Annotated in this window: 22 protein-coding genes and 2 pseudogenes; 13 read left to right on the top strand and 11 right to left on the bottom strand. The window is 71.5% G+C overall.

The features are described from left to right. Positions 1-512: pseudogene (locus tag ABT381_RS26685) on the top strand (hypothetical protein); the annotation flags it as partial. 24 nt (positions 513-536) lie between these two features. On the opposite strand, the gene ABT381_RS26680 reads toward ABT381_RS26685, so the two are convergent. Beyond that, positions 537-1,457, bottom strand: coding sequence for a dihydrodipicolinate synthase family protein (locus ABT381_RS26680; RefSeq protein ID WP_351599112.1), 921 nt, complete (start codon positions 1,455-1,457; stop codon positions 537-539). A 181-nt stretch (positions 1,458-1,638) separates the two neighbouring features. On the opposite strand from ABT381_RS26680, the gene ABT381_RS26675 reads away from it, so the two are divergent. From ABT381_RS26675 to ABT381_RS26665, 3 genes are all read left to right on the top strand, one after another. Continuing rightward, a complete protein-coding gene (locus ABT381_RS26675; protein ID WP_351599111.1) occupies positions 1,639-3,186 on the top strand; it encodes a UxaA family hydrolase in 1,548 nt (515 codons plus the stop codon). 183 nt (positions 3,187-3,369) lie between these two features. Then, on the top strand, positions 3,370-4,830 hold the full coding sequence (locus ABT381_RS26670; RefSeq protein ID WP_351599110.1) for an amino acid permease: 1,461 nt from the start codon (positions 3,370-3,372) through the stop codon (positions 4,828-4,830). A gap of 114 nt (positions 4,831-4,944) precedes the next feature. Further along, positions 4,945-5,433 carry a DinB family protein gene (locus ABT381_RS26665; protein ID WP_351599109.1) on the top strand — a complete coding sequence of 163 codons (489 nt, stop codon included), beginning with the start codon at positions 4,945-4,947 and terminating at the stop codon, positions 5,431-5,433. Between the two features lie 33 nt (positions 5,434-5,466). On the opposite strand, the gene ABT381_RS26660 is transcribed toward ABT381_RS26665, so the two are convergent. The 4 genes from ABT381_RS26660 to ABT381_RS26645 form a co-directional block, all read right to left on the bottom strand. Then, positions 5,467-6,522: an LLM class flavin-dependent oxidoreductase gene (locus tag ABT381_RS26660; RefSeq protein ID WP_351599108.1), complete on the bottom strand. Its 1,056-nt coding sequence runs from the start codon at positions 6,520-6,522 to the stop codon at positions 5,467-5,469. Next, entirely contained in the window at positions 6,522-7,082 is a 561-nt protein-coding gene (locus ABT381_RS26655) for an SRPBCC family protein (protein ID WP_351599107.1), read from the bottom strand. The genes ABT381_RS26660 and ABT381_RS26655 overlap by 1 nt, the downstream gene beginning before the upstream one ends. A 106-nt stretch (positions 7,083-7,188) precedes the next feature. Continuing rightward, positions 7,189-7,686, bottom strand: a complete 498-nt coding sequence (locus ABT381_RS26650; protein WP_351599106.1) for a winged helix-turn-helix transcriptional regulator — start codon at positions 7,684-7,686, stop codon at positions 7,189-7,191. Positions 7,687-7,756: 70 nt separating this feature from the next. Further along, complete coding sequence (locus ABT381_RS26645; RefSeq protein WP_351599105.1) at positions 7,757-9,307, bottom strand: long-chain-fatty-acid--CoA ligase; 1,551 nt, start codon at positions 9,305-9,307, stop codon at positions 7,757-7,759. A gap of 184 nt (positions 9,308-9,491) precedes the next feature. On the opposite strand from ABT381_RS26645, the gene ABT381_RS26640 reads away from it, so the two are divergent. The 3 genes from ABT381_RS26640 to ABT381_RS26630 all read left to right on the top strand — a co-directional run bounded on the left by ABT381_RS26640 (position 9,492) and on the right by ABT381_RS26630 (position 11,751). Continuing rightward, positions 9,492-10,154: a TetR/AcrR family transcriptional regulator gene (locus ABT381_RS26640; protein ID WP_351599104.1), complete on the top strand. Its 663-nt coding sequence runs from the start codon at positions 9,492-9,494 to the stop codon at positions 10,152-10,154. 15 nt (positions 10,155-10,169) lie between these two features. Beyond that, positions 10,170-10,904 carry a Mut7-C RNAse domain-containing protein gene (locus ABT381_RS26635; protein ID WP_351599103.1) on the top strand — a complete coding sequence of 245 codons (735 nt, stop codon included), beginning with the start codon at positions 10,170-10,172 and terminating at the stop codon, positions 10,902-10,904. Positions 10,905-11,034: 130 nt separating this feature from the next. Beyond that, positions 11,035-11,751, top strand: a complete 717-nt coding sequence (locus ABT381_RS26630) for a TRADD-N-associated membrane domain-containing protein (protein ID WP_351599102.1) — start codon at positions 11,035-11,037, stop codon at positions 11,749-11,751. A gap of 726 nt (positions 11,752-12,477) precedes the next feature. Here ABT381_RS26630 and ABT381_RS26625 read toward each other — a convergent pair. From ABT381_RS26625 to ABT381_RS26610, 4 genes are all read right to left on the bottom strand, one after another. Beyond that, positions 12,478-12,678 carry a hypothetical protein gene (locus tag ABT381_RS26625; RefSeq protein ID WP_351599101.1) on the bottom strand — a complete coding sequence of 67 codons (201 nt, stop codon included), beginning with the start codon at positions 12,676-12,678 and terminating at the stop codon, positions 12,478-12,480. After that, positions 12,675-12,905: a hypothetical protein gene (locus tag ABT381_RS26620; protein WP_351599100.1), complete on the bottom strand. Its 231-nt coding sequence runs from the start codon at positions 12,903-12,905 to the stop codon at positions 12,675-12,677. Before ABT381_RS26620 ends, ABT381_RS26625 begins: the two co-directional genes overlap by 4 nt. Before the next feature lie 285 nt (positions 12,906-13,190). Continuing rightward, complete coding sequence (locus ABT381_RS26615; protein WP_351599099.1) at positions 13,191-13,955, bottom strand: transposase family protein; 765 nt, start codon at positions 13,953-13,955, stop codon at positions 13,191-13,193. A 317-nt stretch (positions 13,956-14,272) separates the two neighbouring features. Further along, complete coding sequence (locus ABT381_RS26610; protein WP_030023269.1) at positions 14,273-14,608, bottom strand: ArsR/SmtB family transcription factor; 336 nt, start codon at positions 14,606-14,608, stop codon at positions 14,273-14,275. 169 nt (positions 14,609-14,777) lie between these two features. On the opposite strand from ABT381_RS26610, the gene ABT381_RS26605 reads away from it, so the two are divergent. Both ABT381_RS26605 and ABT381_RS35905 read left to right on the top strand, forming a co-directional pair. Further along, positions 14,778-15,920, top strand: a complete 1,143-nt coding sequence (locus tag ABT381_RS26605; RefSeq protein WP_351599098.1) for an FAD-dependent monooxygenase — start codon at positions 14,778-14,780, stop codon at positions 15,918-15,920. A gap of 512 nt (positions 15,921-16,432) precedes the next feature. Continuing rightward, positions 16,433-17,445, top strand: a pseudogene (locus ABT381_RS35905) (NsdA family TPR-like regulatory protein). A gap of 108 nt (positions 17,446-17,553) precedes the next feature. On the opposite strand, the gene xylB reads toward ABT381_RS35905, so the two are convergent. Beyond that, on the bottom strand, positions 17,554-19,032 hold the full coding sequence (gene xylB / locus ABT381_RS26590) for a xylulokinase (protein ID WP_351599095.1): 1,479 nt from the start codon (positions 19,030-19,032) through the stop codon (positions 17,554-17,556). A gap of 126 nt (positions 19,033-19,158) precedes the next feature. On the opposite strand from xylB, the gene xylA reads away from it, so the two are divergent. Further along, on the top strand, positions 19,159-20,322 hold the full coding sequence (xylA, locus tag ABT381_RS26585) for a xylose isomerase (protein ID WP_351599094.1): 1,164 nt from the start codon (positions 19,159-19,161) through the stop codon (positions 20,320-20,322). Positions 20,323-20,364: 42 nt separating this feature from the next. Here the strand turns inward: xylA and ABT381_RS26580 are convergent, their stop codons facing one another. Further along, entirely contained in the window at positions 20,365-21,609 is a 1,245-nt protein-coding gene (locus ABT381_RS26580; RefSeq protein ID WP_351599093.1) for an ROK family protein, read from the bottom strand. Between the two features lie 113 nt (positions 21,610-21,722). Between ABT381_RS26580 and ABT381_RS26575 the strand changes: the two genes are divergently transcribed. The 3 genes from ABT381_RS26575 to ABT381_RS26565 all read left to right on the top strand — a co-directional run bounded on the left by ABT381_RS26575 (position 21,723) and on the right by ABT381_RS26565 (position 23,389). Continuing rightward, entirely contained in the window at positions 21,723-22,226 is a 504-nt protein-coding gene (locus tag ABT381_RS26575) for a metallophosphoesterase family protein (protein ID WP_351599092.1), read from the top strand. 88 nt (positions 22,227-22,314) lie between these two features. Next, positions 22,315-23,121, top strand: a complete 807-nt coding sequence (locus ABT381_RS26570; RefSeq protein WP_351599091.1) for a 2OG-Fe dioxygenase family protein — start codon at positions 22,315-22,317, stop codon at positions 23,119-23,121. A gap of 73 nt (positions 23,122-23,194) precedes the next feature. Further along, positions 23,195-23,389, top strand: coding sequence for a DUF2795 domain-containing protein (locus ABT381_RS26565; protein WP_351599090.1), 195 nt, complete (start codon positions 23,195-23,197; stop codon positions 23,387-23,389). Positions 23,390-23,674: the final 285 nt, after the last annotated feature.

Genomic DNA, 23,674 nt, shown 5'->3' with positions numbered 1-23,674 from the left:
GCCGCATCGCCGTCCTCGCGGCCGCCGCCGTGCTGGCCGCCGTCGCGGTCCTCGTGCCGGTGGCCGTGCACGAGCGGGACAGCGGCCCGGTGGACGTCGTCACGGTGGCCCGCGAGGGGCTGATGATCCCGCGTCCGTGGGGTACCGAGGTACCGGTGTCCCTGTCCGGGCTCACCCCCGGCCGGACGTACCGGATGATGACGGCCGACGCCGACGGGCACCGGATGCCCGCCGGCAGCCTCACCGCGCCCGGTCCCGGCGCCCGTACCCGCATGATGACCGCGATGGCCCGCGACGCCATCAAGTCCCTGCTGGTGGAGGACCAGGACGGCCGGCTGGTCGCCGACCTCCCGGTACGGCCGCTGCGGTCCCCCGGCGCCACGACCGGCGGGACCGCCCCCGACGGGACCCCGTCCAACAGGACCCCGGCCGACAGGACCCCGGCCGACAGGACCCCGGCCGACAGGACCCCGGCCGACGGGACCCCGTCCGACGGGACCGCCTCCGGCTGAGTACAGGCCCCGGTCCGCGGCCGCTCAGCGCGCCCAGCGCAGTACCAACGGGTCGTGGCGGCGGGCCAGTTCGAGGAGGCCTGCGCGGGTCGCGGGCGGCACCGGGCCGAAGGGGGCGCGGGTGCGGTCGGAGGCGATGATGCCGCCCTCGGCCATGAGGATCTTCTGCGCGCGCAGCCCGCACTGGCGGTTCTCGTAGTGGATCAGCGGCAGCAGCTCCTCCCAGTCCGCGACCGCGCCGGCCCGGTCGCCCGCGCGGTACCGCCGCACGATCCGGCCGAGCCGGTCGGGCACGGTCGAGCTGGACATCGTGCCGACCGCGCCGGCGTCCAGGTCCGGTATGAGCGTGACGGCCTCCTCGCCGTCGAACGGGCCCTCCAGCCGGTCGCCGACCGCGGCGATGAGGGTACGGAGCTTGTCGGCGGCGCCCGGCGTCTCGATCTTGGCGTACCGCAGCTGCGGCACCTCCTTGATCAGGTGGACGAGGACGCCGACGGCCAGCGGCGTGGTGGACATGGGGGCGTCCTGGACCATGAGCGGGAGGTCCGTGGCGGCGGCCACGGTCGTGAAGTAGTCCGTCAGCGCCGCCTCGGGGACCGCCATCGTGGCGCCGAAGAACGGCGGCATCAGCATGATCATGTCGGCGCCCATCGCCTGCGCCTCGCGGCTGCGGCGGGCGGCGACGCGGGCGCTGTAGTGGCTGGTCGTCACGACCGTGGGGACGCGCCCCGCGGTGCGTTCCAGGACCGTACGGCACACCTGGTCGCGTTCCTCGTCCGTCAGCGAGAACTGCTCGGAGTAGTTGGCGAGGACGCACAGCGCGTCGGCGCCGCCGTCGATGAGGTAGTCGACGACCCGGGCCAGCCCGGCGAGGTCCAGCTCCTCCTCGTCGTCGAAGACCGTCGGGACGACGGGGATCACACCGCTCAGGGGCGTCGTCAGCATGGGAGCCTCTCTGATCACGTTCGCCATGTTCGAGATATCGAACGTTGTCCGACCTGTTGAGCGGGAGCGTAGAGCGGCCTTCTGAGCGGCGTCAATGAGCGGGTGGGCGGGGGTACCTGAAGACACGTCAGAGCTGTAGGCGTCATTGACACCCCTGCGCCCCGGCTGTATCGAGGTGCTCATGGTCCTGGTCCCGCCCGCAGCCGCCCGTGCCCTCCGCCTCCAGCCCGAGGACGACGTCGCGGTCGCGGCGGCCGACACCCCTGCGGGCACCACCGTCGACGCGGGCGGCGAGACCGTACTGCTGCGGGACGATGTCGCGCGCGGGCACAAGATCGCGCTGCGGGCCGTCCGCCGGGGCGCGCCCGTCCTGCGGTACGGCCAGGTCATCGGCTTCGCGGCGGCGGACATCGCGCCCGGCGACCATGTCCACCTGCACAACCTGGAGTACCGGGAGTTCGAGCGCGCCTACGAGTTCTCCGTGGACGCCCGCCCTGCGGACCTGCTCCCCGAGTCCGAGCGCGCCACCTTCCAGGGGTACGTGCGCGCCGACGGCTCGGTCGGCACCCGGAACTACCTGGGGATCCTCACCAGCGTCAACTGCTCGGCCACCGCCGCCAAACAGATCGCCGCACGGATGCGGTACTCCGGCGTCCTGGACGACTTCGACCACATCGACGGCGTCGTGGCGCTCACCCACGGCCAGGGCTGCGGGCTGGCGGCGGACGGCGAGGGCATCGAGGTACTGAGGCGCGTGATGCGCGGCTACCTGACGCACCCGAACTTCGCCGGCTTCCTGCTCCTCGGGCTGGGCTGCGAGGACAACCAGATCGCGGCGCTGACCGACGGGCTGCCGCTCCGCGCGGACCTGCCGGTCTTCGCGAGCACGATCCAGGAGCTCGGCGGTACGAAGAAGACCGTGGCGGCCGGCGTCGAGCGGCTGACCGCCATGCTGCCGGCCGCCGACCGGGCCCGCCGGACGACCGTGCCGGCGAGCGAGCTGATCCTCGGCACGAACTGCGGCGGCTCCGACTCGTATTCCGGCATCACCGCCAACCCCGCGCTCGGCAACGCGGTCGACCGGCTGGTCCGGCACGGCGGCACCGGCGTCGTCGGCGAGACCCCGGAGATCTACGGCACGGAGCACCTGCTCGTGCGCCGCGCCGCCACCAAGGAGGTCGGCGAGAAGCTGCTGGCGCGGATCGCGTGGTGGCGCGAGTACACCGCGAAGAACGGCGGGTCGATGGACAACAACCCCTCCCCCGGCAACAAGGCGGGCGGCCTCACCACCATCCTGGAGAAATCGCTCGGCGCGGTAGCCAAGGGCGGCACGACGGCCCTCGCCGATGTGGTCGACTACGCGGCGCCCGTCACCGGCAAGGGCTTCGTCTTCATGGACACCCCCGGCTACGACCCGGTCTCGGTGACCGGCATCGTCGCGGGCGGCGCGAACGTGGTCTGCTTCACCACCGGACGCGGCTCGGCCTTCGGCTGCGCCCCCGTGCCGAGCCTGAAGCTCGCCACCAACACCCCGCTGTACGACCACATGGCCGACGACATGGACATCAACGCCGGCTCCATCATTGACGGCACCACCACCGTCGAGGAAACGGGGCAGGTCATTTTCGAACGCATCCTCGCGGTCGCCTCGGGCGAGCCGACGAAGAGCGAATCGATGGAATACGGCGAGGAGGAATTCGTGCCGTGGCATATCGGTACGGTGATGTGACCGGGGAAATACCGGGACGGACAAGATGTATCACGATGTGAGACACCGGGACGTCGCGTTGCGGTGAGCTGCGCGGTTGTCCGACACTCCCTGGTCGGGAACACCACCCATTGTTCCCGGGTAACCCTGAGAGTTCGGATAAACACCGTGAGTCTGCTACGAAAAAAGCCCCTGGAACGCGCGATGAAGGAGGCTCGCGGAGAAGGCGAGCAGCGCCTTCGCCGTGATCTTTCCGCGCTGGATCTCACGATCCTCGGGGTGGGTGTCATTCTCGGCACCGGAATCTTCGTACTGACCGGCACGGTGGCCCGCAACATGGCGGGCCCCGCCGTGGCGCTCTCCTTCGTCGTCGCCGCCGCGGTCTGCGGCTGCGCGGCCCTGTGTTACGCGGAATTCGCGTCCTCGGTGCCGGTCGCCGGGTCCGCGTACTCCTACTCGTACACCTCGCTCGGCGAGCTGCCCGCCTGGATCATCGGCTGGGCGCTGAGCCTGGAACTGACGCTGGCCACCTCGGTGGTCGCGGTCGGCTGGTCCGGCTATCTGAGCTCCATGCTCAACGGCATCGGCGTGCACCTGCCCGCGGCGGTGAGCGGGGGCGACGGCTCGGTGATGAACCTGCCGGCCGCGCTGCTCATCCTCGTACTGACCGGGGTGCTCATCGCGGGCGGCAAGCTCTCCAAGGGCGTCACCAACGTGCTCGTCGCGGTCAAGCTCGCCATCGTGCTGCTGGTGATCGTCGCGGGCGCGTTCCTCATCGACACCGCGAACTACCACCCCTTCGTGCCCGACGCCCAGCCGACCGGCAAGGTCTCCGGGCTGCAGGCCCCGCTGCTGCAGGTGCTCACCGGCATCACCCCGACCGCGTTCGGCGTGGCCGGCATCCTGAGCGCGGCCGCCATGGTCTTCTTCGCGTACATCGGCTTCGACATGGTCGCCACCACCGCCGAGGAGACCCGCAAGCCGCAGCGCGACCTGCCGATCGGCATCATCGCCTCGCTGATCATCGTCACCGTGCTGTACGTCGCGGTGTGCCTGGTGGTCACCGGCATGCAGCACTACTCGAAGCTGTCGGTGCAGGCGCCGCTCGCGGACGCCTTCACGGCCAAGGGGCACCCGGGCTTCGCCACGGTCATCAGCGTGGGCGCGGTGGTCGGCCTGACCGCCGTGAGCCTGATCTGCTTCCGCTCCCAGAGCCGGGTCGTCTTCGCGATGGCCCGCGACGGGCTGCTGCCGAAGGCGCTGTGCAAGGTGGACCCGAAGCACGGCACGCCCAAGATCAACCTGTGGGTGCTGGGCGTCATCATGGCGTGCCTGGCCGCGTTCCTGAAGTTCGATCTGCTCGCCGAGATGGTCAACATCGGCACGCTGTTCGCCTTCGCCGCGGTCTCCGCGAGCGTGCTGGTCCTCCGGCGCACGGCCCCCGACCTGCCCCGCGCGTTCCGGACGCCCTGGGTGCCCGTCATCCCGCTGATCTCGCTCCTCTGCTGCCTCTACCTGATGCTCAACCTCCAGGTCATCACCTGGATCGGCTTCCTGGTCTGGCTCGCGGTCGGCCTCGCGCTGTACTTCGGTTACGGGCGCCGGCACAGCGCGCTGGGCAAGCGCGCCGAGGAATCCCCGGCGGTGGACCCGGCGGCGGGCTAGCCTCACCCGGAGGCGCCGCCGCCCGGGCGGCGCATGGGGAAGGGACCGCCAGTGACCACCGGACAGTCAGCCGGACAGTCAGCCGGAGAGTCGGCCGCGAAGGACGACCGCGTCATGCCGCCGCTGCGGGGCGGGGAGCGGGAGACGCTCCGCGGCTTCCTCGACTTCCACCGCGCCACGCTCGCGATGAAGTGCGAGGGGCTGACCGACGAGGAGCTGCGCCGCCACTCCATGCCGCCGTCCACGCTCACGCTGCTCGGCCTGGTACGGCACATGGCGGAGGTGGAGCGCACCTGGTTCCGCCAGGTGATCAACGCCGAGGACATCCCCTTGGTCTGGTCACCCGAGGGAGACCGCCAGGTCGCATACGACGCGAGCGGCGCCACCCGGTCCGAGGCGTTCGCGGCCTGGGAGGCCGAGGTCGCGCACGCCCGGCGCATCGAAGCGGCGGCGCCCTCGCTCGACGTGACCGGCCACTTCGCGCGCTGGGGCGAGGACGTCTCGCTCCGCCTCGTCATGGTGCACCTCATCCACGAGTACGCCCGCCACAACGGCCACGCCGACTTCCTCCGCGAGGGCATCGACGGGACCGTGGGCTTCTGAGCGTCGGTGGGGTGCGGACCCGGGCTCTGAGCGTCACCGCTCGTCCGTCACCTCCCGTACGAGGTCCAGGGCGCGGCCGAGGGTGCTGAGGCGGGCGTCGAGGGTGTCGCCCGCGGGGTACAGCCGTACGGTGTCGACGCCCGCCGCCTGCCACACGCGCAGCCGCGCGCGGACCATGTCCACCGTCCCGATGAGCGTCGTGCCGAGCACCATCTCGTCGGTGACCAGCCCGGCGGCGCCCTCCCGGTCGCCGGCCTGCCAGCGTTCCCGTACGGCCGCGGCGACCTCCGCCCAGCCCTGGCGGCTGTAGGCGCGGTTGTAGAAGTTCGTGCTGGCCGAGCCCATGCCGCCGAGGCTGAAGGCCAGCTCCTTCTTCCGCCCGGCCACCATCGCGCGCAGCGCGTCCTCGTCGTCGGCGAACGCCACCTCGGCGCCCTGGCAGATGTCGAGCCCCGCGCGGGTGCGCCCGGCGGCGGCGAGCCCCGCGTCCAGGTGGTCGAAGTACGCTTCCTTGGCGCCTTCGGGGACGAAGGACGTGCCCAGCCAGCCGTCGGCGAGCTCGCCGGTCAGCCGGAGCATCTTCGGCGAGAGGGTGGCCAGGTAGACCGGGATGTCGTGCTCGGCGCGCGTGGAGAGACGCATCGGCCGGGCGTCGCCGCCCGGCAGCGGGATCGTGAACTCCCGCCCCTCGTACGCGACCTTCTCGCCGGACGCGGCCTGCCGCACGATCTCGACGGTCTCCCGCATACGGGTGAGCGGCCGGGCGAACGGTACGCCGTGCAGCCCCTCGATCACCTGCGGCCCGGACGGGCCGAGCCCGAGCAGGAAGCGGCCTTCGGAGATCTGCGCGAGAGTGATCGCCGCGCGGGCGATGGCCATCGGCGTACGGGTGCCGAGCTGGATGATGCCCGAGCCGAGCAGCATGCGGTCGGTGCGCGCGGCGAGGTACCCGAGCGGGGACGGCGCCTCGGAGCCCCAGGCCTCGGCCACCCAGCAGATGTCCACGCCCAGCTTCTCGGCCTCGGTGACATAGTCCACCAGCTCCGGCCAGGGGCCGCCGGACGCCTCGATCGTCGTCGCGGTACGCATCAGGCACCCGCCGTTCCGGCGCCGGCGTCGGCGCCGGTACCAGCGCCCGGGTCCGCGCCCTCGGCCAGCGCCTTGAGCGCGCCGAGCGTGGCGGTGATGTTCCGCTCGAACTCCCGCAGCCGTACGAAGACGATCTTCTGCTCCTTCTCCGGCATCCGCTCGATGGCGTACGAGAGCCCCGAGCGGCCGGGTCCCAGCCGGACCCACTGCCGCAGCCGGGTGCCGCCGTCCTCGGGGGCGAGGGTGAACCGCCAGGTGGCGGAGGGGTTTTCGGGGTCCGCGACGGCCCAGGCGAAGGCCCGTGGCGGGTCGCACTCCACGACGTGCGAGGTGGTCTGCCACTTCCCCAGCGACTCGTGCGCGCTGTGGCCGGTGAAGCGGGCGCCGAGGGCCGGCCCCGACGCGCCGTCCAGCCACTGCGCCGACCGCAGTTCGGCGCTCAGCTCCGGCATCCGCTCGACGTCGGACACCAGGGTCCACACGTGTTCCGGCGGAGCCGCTATCCAGGTGTCCGCTTCGGCCGTCGGCCCGTCCGCGTACCGCGCACCCGTCCATTCCATGCCTGGCAAGCCTCCTCAGTACACCCCGTTCTGGGGTCCTGACCTCCAAAGTTGCTTAATAAGACTTACCTGTCAAGAGCAAGCACCGACCCTGCGCGCAGTCGGCTCAGTGCCCGAACCGCTCCCGTACGTCCGGCCGTTCGGCCAGCTTCGGCGGATAGCCGGGGCCCATCCGGGCATGGGTGTTCTCCGCCGTCATCGGCTCGCCGCAGTCGGCGCAGACCACCTCGGCGTGGCTGTCGTGCCCGCACGGGTCGTGCCGGAAGACGATCGGCGGCCCCTGCTCACCGGCCAGCCAGCGGTCGCCCCACCGGTTCATGGTCAGGAGCACGGTGTAGAAGTCGCGCCCCTTCTCGCTGAGGACGTAGTCGTACCGCACGGGCTCGGTCTGGTACGGCCGCTTCTCCAGCAGCCCCTCGTCCACCAGCCGGCGCAGCCGGTCCGTCAGCGTGTTGCGGGCGATCCCCAACGACTCCTGGAACGCGTCGAACCGCCGGATCCCGTAGAACGCCTCCCGCAGCACCAGCGGCGTCCACACGTCGCCCAGCAGGTCCATCGTGCGGGCGATCGAGCACGGCCAGTGGGCAAAGGATGTCCGCTTCATGCCGCCAGGATACGGATGGTCTCGTGAAAAGACCCAGCAGGTGCCGGCCTCCGCGCGCGCCTATCCGAGGCTAGGCCCGCCGGTCCGTGAACCGCTTGCGCAGTTCGCGCTTGAGGACCTTGTGGCTGGGGCCGAGCGGGTAGGCGTCGACGAACTCGACGCGGCGCGGGTACTTGTACTTGGCCAGCCGCTCCTTGGACCAGCCGATGATCTCCTGCGCGGTGGGCGCCGCGTCCGCGTGCTTGTCGCGGATGACCACGGCGCAGACCTCCTCGCCGTGCGTGGGGTGCGGCAGGCCGATGACCGCGGCCTCGGCGATGCCGGGGTGGCGCAGCAGCGCCTCCTCGACCTCGCGCGGGTAGACGTTGAAGCCGCCCCGGATGATCAGGTCTTTCTTGCGGTCGACGATGCGGAGGAACCCCTCGGCGTCCTTCGTGCCGAGGTCGCCGGTGCGGAACCATCCGTCGACGAGGGCCGCCGCGGTTTCCTCGGGGCGGCCGAGGTAGCCGGCGAAGACATTGTGGCCGCGCACGACGACCTCGCCCAGCTCGCCCGCGGGCAGCAGGTCGACGCGGTCGGCGGGCTCGGGCGCGGCGATCTCCACGTCCACGCCCCAGATGGCGTGGCCGACCGTGCCCGCGCGGGCGCCGAAGGCCGGCTGGTTGACGGCCGCGGTCGGGGACGTCTCGGAGAGCCCGTACCCCTCGTACACCTCCGCGCCGAAGACCTCGGTGAACTTCTCCAGGACGGGGACCGGGAGCGAGGCGCCGCCGGAGATGCAGCGCCGCAGCCGGGGCAGTTCGGCCGCCTCGCCCGCGGCCTCCAGCAGCCGTACGTACATCGTCGGCACGCCCTGGAAGGTGGTGACGCCCTCGCGCACCATCAGGTCGAGCGCCGCGGCGGCGTCGAAGCGCGGCTGCAGGACGAGCGTCGCGCCGCGCCGCCAGGAGGAGTTCATGCTCGCCGTCTGTCCGAACGTGTGGTAGAGCGGCAGCGCGCCCAGGGTGATGTCTTCGGGCCGCACCTCATGGGAGTCGAAGGCGTTGGTGGTCGCGTTCATGACCAGGCTGAGGTGGGTGAGCACGGCGCCCTTCGGGACGCCCGTCGTGCCGCTGGTGTAGAAGATCACGGCCGGGTCCTCGGCCTCGCGGGTGAGGTACGTGGGCAGCGGCTCGACGGTCTCCGCCAGGTCCTCCAGCCGGCCGTCCGCGCCGGGCACCCGGACCTCGGGCCCGATGGTGACCATCCGCGCGTCCGTGGCGGCCGCGGCCTCGCCGCCGGTCGCCGCCTGGTCCGCGTGGCAGAGCAGCAGCTTCGCGCCGCTGTCGCGCAGCACGTGCGCCACCTCGCCCGGGGAGAGCAGCAGGTGTACGGGGACGACGACGGCGCCCGCGGCGAGGATCGCGTAGTAGGCGCGCGGGAATTCGGCGGTGTTCGGCGCCATCAGAGCGACCTTGTCGCCGGGCCGCACGCCGAGCGCGACCAGCGCCGCCGCCTGGGTCCTGGCCTGCCGCCACAGCTCCGCGAAGGTGATCCGCCGCTCGCCCTCGACGAGCGCGAGGTGGTCGGGGCGGCGCCGGGCGGCCTCGGTGAGGATGGTGGCCAGGGACAGGGTGGTCATGTGCGGATGCTCCTGTTCGCCGTGTACGACGCTGTGTACGACGCGCCCGCTACCCGTAAACTAGCGGTGCAAGTTTTTCGCACCCTACTCCGCCGTAACGCCGCTGAAAAGAGCTGCTCCGCGACCGTCCGGGCACGCACCGTGTAAGGTCCACGTCTCGTCGACCCTGCCGAGGAGGTGCGCCGTGGCCCGCCCGCGCCAGCCACTGCTCAGCCGCGACCGCATCATGGAAGCGGCCCTGCGGATCGTCGACGACGAGGGGCTCCAGGCCCTGTCCACCCGGCGGCTCGCGGCCGTCCTCGGCGTCACGGGCCCCTCGCTCTACAACCATTTCCGGACCATGGACGAGCTGGTCGACGCGCTCGTGGACCAGGTCGTCGGCCAGGTCGATCTGTCGATGTTCGGCCGCCTGGACTGGCGTACGGCGCTGCGCGACTGGGCCCGCTCCTACCGCGCGGCCCTCGCCGGCCACCCCAACCTCGTCCCGGCCCTCATGCGCCCCTCAGCGCACCGCCCCAACTCCCTGCGGCTGGCCGACGCCGTCTTCGGCGGGCTGGTCGCGGCGGGCTGGCCGCGCGCGCACGCCACCCACATCGGCGCCTCGATGCGGTACTTCATCACCGGCTCGGCCCTCGGCTCGTTCGCCGCCGGCTTCCCCACCGACGCGGACCTCTACGCCGGCACGTACCCCCACCTCGACCAGGCCCACCTGCTGGCCCAGCATCAGCGGTCGGTCGACGAGGGCGCCTTCGAGACCGGCCTGCAGGCGCTGCTGGAGGGCCTGGCGGCGCAGTACGCGCGCGTCGTCGGCACGGCGGAAAAACCCCGGTCCGACGCCGCTCCGTAATGGCATGCTGTGGGGGTGAACGGTCCCGAGATCTCCATCGATTTCGCCCCTGAGCTGCAGCTCCTCGCCACTGCCGCCCGGCGCGGCGGCCCCACCGCCTTCCGTACCGACGGGTCGTCCACGCTCGGCCACATCGTCGAATCGCTCGGCGTGCCGCTCACCGAGGTGGGCACGCTGCTCGTCGACGGCCGCGAACGGCCGGTCTCGTACGTGCCCCGGGAGCGGGAGAGCGTCGAGGTGCGGCCGGTCGAGCGGCCGCAGCGGGTGCCCGGCGCCCCGCTGCGCTTCCTCCTCGACGTCCATCTCGGCACGCTCGCACGGCGGCTGCGGCTGCTGGGCGTGGACGCGGCGTACGAGAGCGAGGACATCGGCGATCCCGAGCTGGCCTCCCGCTCCGCCGCGCAGCGCCGCGTGCTGCTCTCCCGGGACCGCGGACTGCTGCGCCGCCGGGAGCTGTGGGCCGGCGCGTTCGTCTACAGCGACCGGCCGGGCGAGCAACTCCGGGACGTACTGGGCCGGTTCACGCCCCGGCTGGCCCCGTGGACGCGCTGCACGGCGTGCAACGGCGAGCTGAAGGACGCGGACAAGGAGTCGGTGCGGGAGCGGCTGGAGCACGGCACGCGGCGCACGTACGACGTCTTCGCGCAGTGCACCGCCTGCGGCCGGGTGTACTGGCGCGGGGCGCACCACGCACAGCTGCAGACCATCGTGGACGAGGCGGTACGGGAGTTCGGGGACGCGGTGGCCTGACCCTCCTGCCACGCACCGGTCGCCCGCACCACCCTCGCCCCGGTTCCGCTGCGACGCCCCAGCCTGAGTTGTCCGACCAGCGCTACTCTGAACCGGGTTGACGCCGATTCGGTTGGGAAACGGGGGCAGCATGTCCAGGGACGACATGGACGACGCGGGCTACGCGGTATCAGCGGAGGACTACGAAAAGGCAAAGGAAGACGCTGAACCACGAGTGAGGGTGCAACGTCAGGGCGAGGTCCACATCAACCTTGCCGGTGGGACCGCCGGGAACATCGTCCAGGTCGGCGGAGATGCCGTCTACACCGGAACCGGCCAAGCGAATTTCCAGGGCAGCAACCAGAACTTCAACGGCGAGACCCTCGCCAAGCAGCGGCAGCGGTTCTTCTTTGACTTCCTCAAGGAATCGCTCAAGCAGGCCGAGTGGACGTTCCGGCTGAGCGTCTGCTTCATGGCGGGTGGTGCGACCATTCTCCTGGCCGGAGGGGTGCTCGCCCTGATTCACGCGGATAACCCCGACATCAGCTACCTGCCGCTGGTAACCGCACTGACCGGTGCACTGATCACGGTGGGCGGCGGCGCGCTGGCGGTCCACGCGCGGCGCGCTCGTGCTCATATCACCGAGCAGGCCGACCGTCTGGACGTGAAGATCGAAGCGGATCACAAACTGGAGAAGGCGACCGGCTTCATCGACCGGGTCAACGATCCGGCCGCCCGCGATCGCCTCAACTCGGCTGCCGCACTCAAGGCCCTGGACATGCAGTCGGACCCGGACGCGATGGGCCGCCTGCTGCCGAACCCGGACGAGCGGCCCGGCGAGATCGGGCCCGCCGACACCGCCCGCTGACGCAGCGAGACCCCGGCGGCCGAAGCCGGGGTCTCCTGGTACGAGCCGTAGAGACTCTTGTGACCGATCGATTCATCGATTACCCGCCGACAGAACCACCAGGCGCCGGGCGGCACAAGCCGAGCCGGGCTACGCGGCGGGTGGTTCCCGATCCTGCCGGGCCGGGGACGGTGCGTCACCCCTCCTGAAGCGGTTCCACGCTGCACGCGTCCGCCTGGCGGAGTCCAGGACCTCGCAAATTTGGTCGATGATGCCCTTCGTCGCGAAGAGCATCACAGATGCCACGCCAGCGACGACGAGAATAATATTGGTGATGGCGTTGCCGTCCACCGATCCTTGCCTTCCTGTCATGGACTGGACCGGTTGCGCAGGCAGCTTCGATCCAACCCCTTAAGGTTTGGACCGAGCACCTGCGCTGACGCAACACACGGTTCTCAGTTGTCCGGACGCTCATGTCGCCCGGAAAAATTCCTAGGTTCCTCGTCTATGTTCTCTGTGCGACGCATTCACAACCGTCGGCGTCAAAGGAGGCTGTCTTACTGAACAGCTGCCCTACTCGGCTCCTGCGTCACAAGTCCTGAATATCCGGGTCGAATGCCACGGAATGCTCAGGTGCACCGAGCCAACAGAATGGCTCGCTGACTCGACTATCACGCAAGGCGGGCGGAAGCGGACACAATTGCGCCCCATCTAGGGAACGTTGGACGGAGCGCAGGTAAGAGCAGGTCAGGTGGGACGGTCGCCCAGCAGCAACATTTCCCCGGCGGTCATGCGGGCCGAGCCGCCGTCCTTCCAGGTCAGGACGATAGCCAGACCGCCGGTCGCCAGGCGGACCGTGCGGACGTGTTCAACGGTGTGCCAGCGGCCTGCCCAACCAATCACGTCGCCCCGCTGAGCCAGCGCCGCCAACCGGACCGGCGCGTTCACGACTGGTCCTCCACCGGCCGGATGCGCTCAGCCGGGACCTCCCATTCCCGGCCGCCCCCGACCGGCCGCATAAACGCCCGGCGGGCGACCAGCTGCTGGGTCTCCCGGGAATGCTCCTCCAGCACGCCGACCAGCCGGCCGGTGTCCTCGATCTCGGTGTCCTCGACCAGCGTGCCGATCGGGTATGGCAGCTTCCCGTGGCTGAGCAGCGTCTTGATCTCGTTCATGACCTGAGTCCCGTCTGGGGCGTGATCCTTTCCCATCAGTCAACTGCCGACGAGGCCGTGACGCAGAGTGCCTTCTTGTAGCCCTTTCCCGTAATCCACACTGAGGGTATGAGTGGCGGGGAACCGATCGGGCCGATGATCCGAAGACTGCGCCGGGAGCGCGGCAGGCGGAGCTTGCCCGGAAGCTGAACCAGGGGGCAGGGGGGGTGCCCACGCTGGACCGCCAGCACGTCTACCGGTGGGAGACCGGACGGCGGACCCTCAGGGACTGAGCCTTTTCCAACCTCAGTTTGAGCATGTCAGGTGCAGCGTGAGGACGGCCTGGACGAGGCTGGTGATACGGCTGGTAGAGCATCGCAGTTTGCGCATGAGCCGCCAGGTTTTGAGGGTGGCCATGGCCTGTTCGACGAGTGCACGGATCTTCGCGTGTGAGCAGTTGACGGCCCGCTGACCAGGGGAGAGAGTCTCCCAGCGCCCCCAGTAGGGAACTCGCACGGTGCCGGCGGCGCCCCGGTAGTCCTTGTCGGCCCAGCATTCCACTCCGGTCCCTGCCAGCGCACCGATGATGCCGTGAGTTCGCGCGGCCTTGATGTCGTGGACAGATCCGGGCAGCGCGGGCGAGGCCCACAGCAACCGTCCCGCCGGGTCGGCGATCACCTGCACGTTCACGCCGTGCTTCTTATGTTTCCCGGAGTAGAAGGGTCGGTCGGCGGCGATCCGGTCGATCGGCAGCAACGTACCGTCCAGGATCACGAACGCCTTGCCGGAGGCTGTCCTCACCGCCTCGGCGAGGGTTGGAGCCAGAGCGGCCAGGATGTCGACGGCCTCGGTGATGTACCGGTAGGCAGTGGTGGTGCCCACGCCGAAGCCGGCGGCGAGCTGGGCGTAGGTATGGCCGCATCGTAGATGAGCCAGCACGAGCAGCGCCTGTCGTCCGGCGGCCAGCCGGCGCCATCGTGTCCCTTGCGCAAGTCGACGTGCGGTCAGCTCACGGGCGAGGAAGCGCAGAGCGGAGGTGGACAGATCGACCCCGGCAGGGTAGACGAGCATGCGGAAGCTCCTGGCAGGATGGCTTGGACTCGACACGCACCCGTCTACCAGGAGCTTCTCTACGCCCGGACCCCGCCCTCACCCCAGTGGCCCCGCTCCGCACGCAGGTTGAGGAAACCTCAGTGGGTGGTGGCGTGAGGGAGCGCGCGCGGAAGTGCTCGGCGCCGATCACGAGCGCGGGACGGTGGTCGAAGCGACACCGATCCCCTTCGTGCCCGCGTCGTGCCCGGCTACCTGCGAGCCGGGCGCGAGCTGGATTCGGTCGAACTCGCGGCTCAGGGCCGAATCGGACTCCCCTCCGGTGTGCTCAGCTGTGCTCAGCGAGGAGCGGTATCGGCCGGGGGCCCTGCTCCCAGGAGCGCGAGGAGCCCGGGGAATCTCTTCTCGATGTCCGCGCGTCGTAGTCGGATGCCCTTGCGGTTGCCGTAGTCGATCTCGTCAATGAGACCTGCCTCGCGCAGGACCCGGAAGTGGTGGGTCTGGGTCTGCTTCGAGATCGGAAGATCGAACGAGTTGCAGCCCCGCTCGCTGTCGCTGCGGTCGGTGGCCAACTCCGTCATCACCGAACGACGGTGCTCGTCGGCGAGGGCACGAAACACCGCACCCAGATCGAGTGCATCGGCCTCCGGGCCGTCCAGGTTCCTCCCGGCCACGCGGCACCTCCTTCAAGTACGACTTGCATCGTACCTGAAGGGCGTGCTTCCCTGAGGTACGAAATTGATCGTACCTGGGTCCGGTTGCACCGCCCGTGCCGCCGCTCCCGCAGACCCGGCAGGGCACTCGCCGGGGACCTGGTCATCGACATTCCGAGAGGTCATCGTCATGAAGAAGCCCGAGGTGCTGATAGTCGGTGCCGGAATCGCAGGGCCCGCACTCGCGTACTGGCTCTCCCGGAATGGATACCGGCCGACGGTCGTCGAACACGCCCGGCAGCTGCGCTCCGGTGGTAGCGCGATCGTCGTGAAGGGGCCCGCGATCCCGGTCGCCGAGCGCATGGGCATCCTCCCGCAGCTCCGCGAGCTCGCCACCCGCAATCGGTCGCTGACCCTGCTCGACCCCGGCGGCAGGCGAATCCTGCAACTCCCGCTCACCTCGGACAAGGCGCCGACGGTCGAGGTGACCCGAGCCGACCTGTCCGAGGTGCTCCACCGGTCGGCGCAGGCCGAGGCCGAGTTCTTGTTCGACGACACGGTCACCGCTCTCGACCAGGATGAAGGCGGGGTGGACGTCACCTTCCGGCGGTCCGCGCCACGGCGCTTCGACTTGGTAGTCGGTACCGACGGGATGCACTCCACCGTACGGCGCCTGGTATTCGGGCCCGAGCGGCAGTTCGCGAGCGACCTGGGCCTGTACGGCGCGACCGTCCCGCTGGAACCCGACGCCATCGAGGACCCGACCGAGATGACGATGCTGACCGCGCCGAACCGGATGCTGGTCCTCCACCCCTCGCGGACCACCCCGCTCGCGATCTTCACCTTCCGGGCCGCACAGCCGGCGCCCCACGACCGCAAGAACATCGACCTTCACAAGCAGACCGTGGCCGACGCCTACGCCGACGTGCGGTGGCGGGCACCGGAACTCGTGGCAGCCTTCCTCGACCACCCGGCTCCGTTCTTCGACCCCCTGACCACCCTCCGGATGCCCTCGTGGTCCCGCGGACGGGTCGTCCTGCTCGGGGACGCGGCGGCGGCGACAGCCCTGCTGGGTGACGGGTCCAGCATGGCGATGGCGGGCGCGTACGCCCTCGCAGAAGAACTCGCCGCCCATCCCGGTGATCACGCCCGCGCCTTCGCCGCCTACGAGTCGCGGCTCCGCCGTGAGGTAGGCCCGCGGCAGCGACGCGTCGGTCCGCTCTCCAGGCTCATGGTGCCCCGCACCCGGCCGGGCCTCGCGGTGCGCAACGCGGTGGGCCGCGCGGTCAGTCACACGAACCGGATCGCCTCTCGCGAAGCCGCGAACCGGTAGACCGGGCCCGCGCCGACCGGTCACCGGTCGGTGCGCAGCTCCACGGTAGCTCTCAGCCGGGTCGGCGCCGCCATGTCCGACGAGCCCAGCTCGGCGTGGCAGGTAATCACCTATGCGGCAGGTCGGCTGCTGTGGGCCTCACCCACCGTTCCCGGCGCTCGCCACGACATGGGGACTGCCGGCGACTACGCCCCCGCGACGCGGAGGTGAAGTGCTGGGCGGACAAGGCGTATCAAGGCGGCGACGGCATCATCCCGGGGGCCCTTCCGCAGCCTGCATCTCAAGCTGCGGCAACGTCGGCATAACAGCACCCACGCCAGGATCCGCTGCCTCGGCGAGCAAGCCATGGCCGCCCTGAAGGGCTGGCGCCTCCTGCGGAAACTCCGCTGTAGCACCAACCGAGTCAGCGCCACCGTGAAGACCATCCCCGCCCTTCGTCACGCCTCAACCTGAGGTTGGAAAAAGCTCAGTGACTGCCGTTCCTGGCAGCCGTCTTCCGACTGGACGTCGAAGTGCTGGAGCGGGCGACGACGGTAGGCCATACCGAGCTGCCCGCTCCCACACCGACCGTCGACGACTTCCTGCCCGAGGGCGATCCGCTGGCGCCACTCAACGTTCGACAGGGGCGCCGGCTAGGGGCCAGCACGGTCGCCGACCTGAACGGCCGGGTGCACGGACTGCGGCTGGCCGATGACGTGGTCTACGGCCGCGACCTGATCGGCCGGGCGGTCCGGGAACTGCGGTCGGCGGTCACTCTCTACAGGGAATCCACGTTCACCGAGGAGATCGGACGTCAGCTGCTGTCGGCGATCGGGGAGCTCGCCCAGATCGCGGGCTGGATCGCCTCGGACGCCGGTCGGCACGAGGACGCCGAACGGATCTACCGGCTGGGGCTGTCGGCGGCGCACCAGGCTGGTGACTCGACCCTGGCGGGCACCTGTTGGGCTCGCTGGCCTACCAGACTTCCAATGTCAGGGACCCCGTGAAGGCGGTGGCGATGGCTCGTGCGGCGGCCGACCAGGCCGCCGGCGCCCCGCCCCGGGCGCGGGCCCTGTACCTCGATCGGGTGGCCTGGGCGCATACCAAGGCGGAGCAGGCGCAGCCCGCGATGAAGGCGCTGGGCGAGGCCGGAGAGGCACTGGCCGAGCACACGCCCGGCACCGAGGAGCCCGGGTGCCTGTACTGGGTCAGCGCCGAGGAACTGCAGATCATGGAGGCCCGGGTCTACACCGAGCTGCACCGGCCGCTGCGCACGGTGCCGCTGCTCAGGGACGTGCTGGGCCGGTACGACGCGACCCACGCCCGGGAACTGGCCCTGTACTTGTCCTGGCTGGCCGTGGCGCTGGCCGACGCCAACGAGCCGGAGGAGGCCGCCGCCTGCGCCGACCGGATGATCCGGATGTCGGCGGACGTGGCAAGTGACCGCACCGACGGACGCACCGGGGTCGTGCTCAAGAGGCTTCGCGACTTCGAGGACGTGCCGGAGGTTACCGAGCTGCTGGCCGAGTACCCGGCCTCCTCATAGCCCGCCCCTACCTCACTCCGATGGGTACGGCGGGACGCCCCGGGGAAGCGTCCCGCCGAAACCCCACACCCCCGCCCCGTCCGGCCCCGTGGCGCGAACCCTTTCGGCTCAGCTCAGCAGCGTCGGTTCCGCCCGGTCCAGTACATCCGCGATGCGGTCCCAGGCCTCCTGATCGCGCGGCAGCGGCGGCAGCTGTTCGCCCTCCCCCGTGCCCCAAGTGGCCGCGATTGCCACGGGGTCGGCGCCGGTGGCCGCCGCCGCGGCCAGCGCGGCGGCGCCCAGTGCGACCAGTTCGGTGTGGTGCGGCACGACGACCGGGCGGCCGGAGAGCCGCCGTACGGTGTCCCGCCAGACCCGACCCTGTGCGCCGCCGCCGGTCAGCCGCAGCGGGCGGTCGCGCACCTCCGGTGCCGCGGGGTCCAGGCCGCAGGCGCGCAGCAGTTCGTCCAGGGCCCGCAGCACGGTGAAGGCGGCGCCCTCGTAGGCCGCGCCGAGCAGTTGCCGCGGGGTGGTGTCGTGGCGGACGCCGGTGAGCAGCCCGGAGGCGTGCGGCAGGTCGGGGGTGCGTTCGCCGTCGAGGTACGGCAGCAGCACCGCCGCGCCGCCCGGCTCGGCATCCTCGCGGTCCAGGCCGAGCAGCGCTGCGATCTTGTCGACGGCGAGCGTGCAGTTCAGGGTGCAGCCGAGCGGCAGGTACGTGCCGTCGGCGGCGGCGAACCCGGCGATGCCGGGGGCAGCGGGCCGGGTACGGCTGGCGGCGAAGACGGTGCCGGAGGTGCCGAGGCTGACCACGGGGTGGTCGAGCAGCCCCGCGCCGCCGAGGCCGAGCCCGACGGCGGCGGCCATGTTGTCGCCGGTGCCCGCGGCGACGGCGGTACCCGCGGGCAGCCCGAGTGTCTCGGCGGCCGCCGGGGTCAGCGTGCCCACGCGCGCCGCGCCGGTCGGCGCGACCTCGGGCAGCAGCTCGGCGTCCATGCCGACGAGGTCGAGGAGCGCGGTGTCGTAGGCGCCGGTCGTGGTGGCGTACCAGAGCGTGCCCGAGGCGTCGCCGGGGTCGGTCATGGCCGTACCGGCGAGCCGTTCGGTGAGGAAGTCGTGCGGCAGCCGGACGGCGGCAGCGGCGTCGGCGGTGGCCGGCTCGTGCTCCCGCAGCCACTGCCACTTGGTGGCGGTCATGGAGGCGACCGGCTCCGACCCGGTACGCGCGAGCCAGGCGTCCGGGCCGCCGAGCGCGGCGGTCAGGGCCGCGGCCTGCGGCGCCGAGCGGGTGTCGTTCCACAGCAGCGCGGGCCGCAGCGGCCGCCCGGCCGCGTCCAGGACGACGAGGCCGTGCTGCTGGCCCGCGACGGCGATACCGGCCACGGCGGACGGCTCGGCGCCCGACTCCTTCAGCCCGGCGGCGACGGCCTCGCCGAGCGCGCTCCACCACGCCTCCGGGTCGCTCTCCCGGGCCCCGTCGCTGCCGGTGACGGTGTGCGGGGCGCGCCCCTGCCCCTGTATGCGGCCGGTCTCGACCTCGACGACGACGGCCTTGGTGGCCTGGGTCGAGCTGTCCACCCCGATGACCACGCACTGCTGTCCGCGCACGTTTCCTCCTAGAGAGCCTGACGCTTTTTCCGGTCGGTCCGCCGTGGGGTCTTCCCCGCGACTGCGCCGCATACTAATTTGTTTTCTGGCTTTACTAATAGGTGCGACGCAAGAGAGGTGCCCCTCATGAGCTACACCCCCACCCCCGAGGACCGGTTCACGTTCGGCCTGTGGACCGTCGGCTGGACCGGCATCGACCCGTTCGGCGTCGCCACCCGGCCCGCGCTGGACCCGGTGGAGTCCGTCGAGCGGCTGGCGGAGCTCGGCGCGTACGGCGTCACCTTCCACGACGACGACCTGATCCCCTTCGGGGCCACGGACGGCGAGCGCGAGGCGATCCTCAAGCGGTTCCGCGCCGCGCTGGACGCCACCGGCATGAAGGTGCCGATGGCGACCACGAACCTGTTCACGCAGCCCGTCTTCAAGGACGGCGGCTTCACCGCCAACGACCGCGACGTGCGCCGCTTCGCGCTGCGCAAGACCATGCGCAACATCGACCTCGCGGCCGAGCTGGGCGCCGAGACGTACGTGGCGTGGGGCGGCCGGGAGGGCGCGGAGTCCGGCGGCGCCAAGGACGTCCGGCACGCGCTGGACCGCATGAAGGAAGCCTTCGACCTGCTCGCGGAGTACGTCACCGAGCAGGGTTACGGGCTGCGCTTCGCCATCGAGCCGAAGCCGAACGAGCCGCGCGGCGACATCCTGCTGCCCACCGTCGGCCACGCGCTGGCCTTCATCGAGCGGCTGGAGCGCCCCGAGCTGTTCGGCGTGAACCCGGAGGTCGGCCACGAGCAGATGGCCGGCCTGAACTTCCCGCACGGCATCGCGCAGGCCCTGTGGGCGGGCAAGCTCTTCCACCTCGACCTCAACGGCCAGAACGGCATCAAGTACGACCAGGACCTGCGCTTCGGCGCGGGCGACCTGCGCCAGGCGTTCTGGCTCGTGGACCTGCTGGAGACCGCCGGGTACGCGGGGCCCCGCCACTTCGACTTCAAGCCGGTGCGCACCGACGGATACGACGGCGTCTGGGAGTCGGCGAAGAACTGCATGCGCAACTACCTGATCCTGCGCGAGCGGGCCGCCGCCTTCCGCGCCGACCCCGAGGTGCAGCAGGCGCTGCGCGACTCACGGCTGGACGAGCTCGCGCAGCCCACCGCCGCCGACGGCCTCGCCGCGCTGCGGGCCGACCGCGCCGCGTACGAGGAGTTCGATGTGAACGCCGCCGCGGAGCGCTCGATGGCCTTCGAGCGCCTCGACCAGCTCGCGATGGAGCACCTGCTCGCGGTCCGCTGACCGGCCGGGGCAGCCGCAGGGCCGAGCGGCCGGGGCAGTCGCTCAGCCCTGCGGCTGCCCCTCCGCGTACGCCACCGGATCGGCCAGTACCTCCCGTACGACCTGGGCGGCGGCGCCCCGCGCGGCGTCGCCCGAGGAGGACGAGGCGCGCAGTCGCCCGCCGTCCGCGCTCCACAGGCCCGACACCACCCGCCGGGCCAGCTCCGCGTGGGTGGCGGGCGCCAGCCACGGCATCAGCAGCCGGTAACTGCCGCCCAGCACCACGGCGTCCGGGTCGAAGAGGTTCACCGCGCCGGAGAGCACCAGCCCGAGCCGCCGCCCGGCCTCCTCGATCGCCGCCAGCGCGCGCGGCTCGCCCTGCCGGGCCCGCCGCTCCAGCTCCGTCACGGCCGGAGCGCCGCCCTGCCCCGGCTCCAGCCCGGCGTTGCGCAGCAGGGCGGCCTGGCCCGCGTACTGCTCCAGGCAGCCGCGCGCGCCGCAGCGGCACTCGGGCCCTTCGGGGTCGACCACCACGTGCCCGATCTCGCCCGCGAAGCCGTGCGCCCCGCGCAGCAGTTCACCGTCGAGCACCAGCGCGCCGCCGACGCCGGTCTCCCCCGTCAGGTACAGGAAGCTGCGCACCCGGTCCAGGCCGCCGAACCACAGCTCGGCGAGGGCGGCGCTGTTCGCCTCGTTGTCCGAGCCGACCGGCAGCGGGCGGCCGGCGGGCCGCAGCCGGGACAGCGCCCGGCCGAACATCTCCTCCACCGCCACGCCGTTCCAGCCCAGGTTCGGGGCCTGGCGGACGGTGCCGCCGGAGAGCAGGCCCGGCACCGCGAGCCGCACCCCCGCCGGGCGCAGCTCCTGCTCGCCGGCCGACTCCAGCGTGCGGGCCGCGATCCGGGCAGCCCGCTCCAGCACGTCCTCGGGGGACGCGCCCCGGTTGTCGACGTGGGTGGTCAGCCGTACCCGGTCGGTGCCCGCGAGGTCCACGACGCACACCGAGACGTAGTCGATGTTGATCTCGACGCCGAGGCCCGCGGGCCCGATGCCCGCCACCTTCAGCACGGTGCCGGGACGGCCCGCCTGGCCGCTGAACGTCTTGCCCGACTCGACCAGGAACCCGCCCGCCATCAGCTGTTCGACCAGCGAGGACACCGCCGCCCTGGTCAGCCCGACGCGCGCGGCCACCGCGGCGCGGGTGACCTCGCCCTCGTCGTGCACCACCCGCAGCACCAGGCTGAGGTTGTGCCGCCGCACGGTGGACCTGTCCGCCTTGGCCGCCGGCGGCACCTGAGTGTTCTTCATCGCCCGGTGAGCCTATGCGACCGCCCCGGTCGGGGGTCCACCTGTACCGTGACGAGCCCGTACGCCGTCCCTGCGCGGGCCGTACGCAGTCCGTACGTCCAGGAGGCCGCCCGGTGCGTCTGCTGCTGACCGCCGACACCCATCTGCCCAAGCGCGCCAAGGTCCTGCCGGACCCGCTCCTCGGGGAGATCGAGCGCGCCGACGCCGTGCTGCACGCGGGCGACTGGGTGGACGCGGCCACGCTGGACCTGCTGGAGGCCCGGTCCCGCCGGCTCATCGGCGTGTACGGCAACAACGACGGGCCGGAGCTGCGGGCCCGGCTGCCGGAGGTGGCGCGCGCCGAGCTGGGCGGGCTGCGCTTCGGCGTCGTGCACGAGACCGGCGCGGCGCAGGGCCGCGAGCGCCGGTGCGCCGAGCGCTACCCCGACCTCGACGTGCTGGTCTTCGGGCACAGCCACATCCCCTGGGACACCACCGCTCCCGGTGGTCTGCGGCTGCTCAACCCCGGCTCCCCGACGGACCGCCGCCGCCAGCCGTACTGCACGTACCTCACGGCGACGGCGGCCGACGGCCGGCTGAGCGAGGTACAGCTGCACCGGCTGCACCGGCGCCACTGAGCGCCTGGTCCGTCCGCACGACGGTCCCCCCGGCCGCCCCTCCGGCCGCCGACGTGCAGCCGCCGGACGGGCCGCACATCATGGCCGCATGGACCGCATGGACCGCATGGACCGCATGGACCGCATGGACCACATCACCGACAGCACCGGAACGGCCGACGGTGCCGCCGGGCCTGCGGGCGCGGGCCCCGGCATCGAAGCCACCCGTACGGCACTGGCCGCCACCGGCGCCCATCTCATGCCCCCGGCCGCCGTGCGGGCCGCGCTGCCGGGCGGGGCCGGCGGCTGGGCGCGGTTCGCCGCGCACTGGGAGGACCTGTCACCCGACCCGTACGCGGCGTCCCGCGGCACCCGCAGACTGCGCCGGTACGGGCACTTCCTCATCGACCGGGAAACCGGCGAACGCACGCTGCAACCCCACACCCCTTTCCTGCAGCCGACCGGCACCAATCACCTCTACGAAACACAGGACCGCCATTTCGACCCGCTGACCCACGCATTCCTCGCCGACCCCGTCCTGCATTCCCTGCTGGAATTTCTGGGAAAGGCGGCGGACGCGCTGGCGAGGCCGGAGCGGTGGCGGGTCAAAGTGCATCCCTTCCGGGTGACGGCCGCCGCCGACGGCGAGGGAGCGCCCACTCCCGAGGGCCGCCACCGGGACGGCGTGACGCTGGTGACCTCGCTGCTCATCGGCCGGGAGAACGCCACCGGCGGGCAGAGCACGGTGTACGCGACCGACGGCCGCGAAGTGCTGTCGGCGACGCTGCGGGAGCCGGCGGCCCTGCTGCTCTCCGACGACCGCAGCACCCTGCACGAGGTCTCCCCCATTCGGCCGGTGGACGCCGGCCGGCCCGCCCGCCGCGATGTCCTCGTCATCACTTATACGGCGGCCTGAATTTCTTGCTCCATCGGGGCGATTACGGCATCCCCACGCCGTGACAACCGGGCCGCCGGGGTACCCCCAGCGCATGGAGAACAACGTGAACCCCATCGAAATGCAGAAGTGTCTGGGCGGCGTCAGCTACCCGGCCTCCAAGGAAGAAATCGTCAAGCAGGCGGAGCAGCACGGCGCGAGCAAGGACATCATGGGCGCGCTGAAGAAGCTGCCCGAGAACGACTACGACTCGCCCGCCGCCGTGAACAGGGAAGTGGGCAAGGAGTAACACCGCACCGCTCGCGCAGACGGAGCCGGCCGCCCCCACAGCGGCCGGCTCCGTCGCGTCGTCAACCTGCCCGGGGCGCGGGCGAGTTGGTCCGTACCTCTTGACGGTGTGTCCTCACACAATGAACATTCGACGGGCAAGAGAGCGCTCCCAGGAAACCCCACCGTTCAGTTCCTGAAACAGTTCCTGAAGCAGGAGAGTCGCCATGCCCGCACGCCGCTCCGTCCTGGCCGCCATGGCCGCCGCGCTCCCCGCGGCCGGCCTCCCGGCCCTCACCGCCTCCGC

Origin of the sequence: Streptomyces sp. NPDC000151 (assembly GCF_040301705.1) — a bacterium.
In the GTDB taxonomy this organism is placed as follows: domain Bacteria; phylum Actinomycetota; class Actinomycetes; order Streptomycetales; family Streptomycetaceae; genus Streptomyces.
Note: the sequence above shows the minus strand (reverse complement) of the source record. Positions and strands in the feature narration are given on the sequence as shown.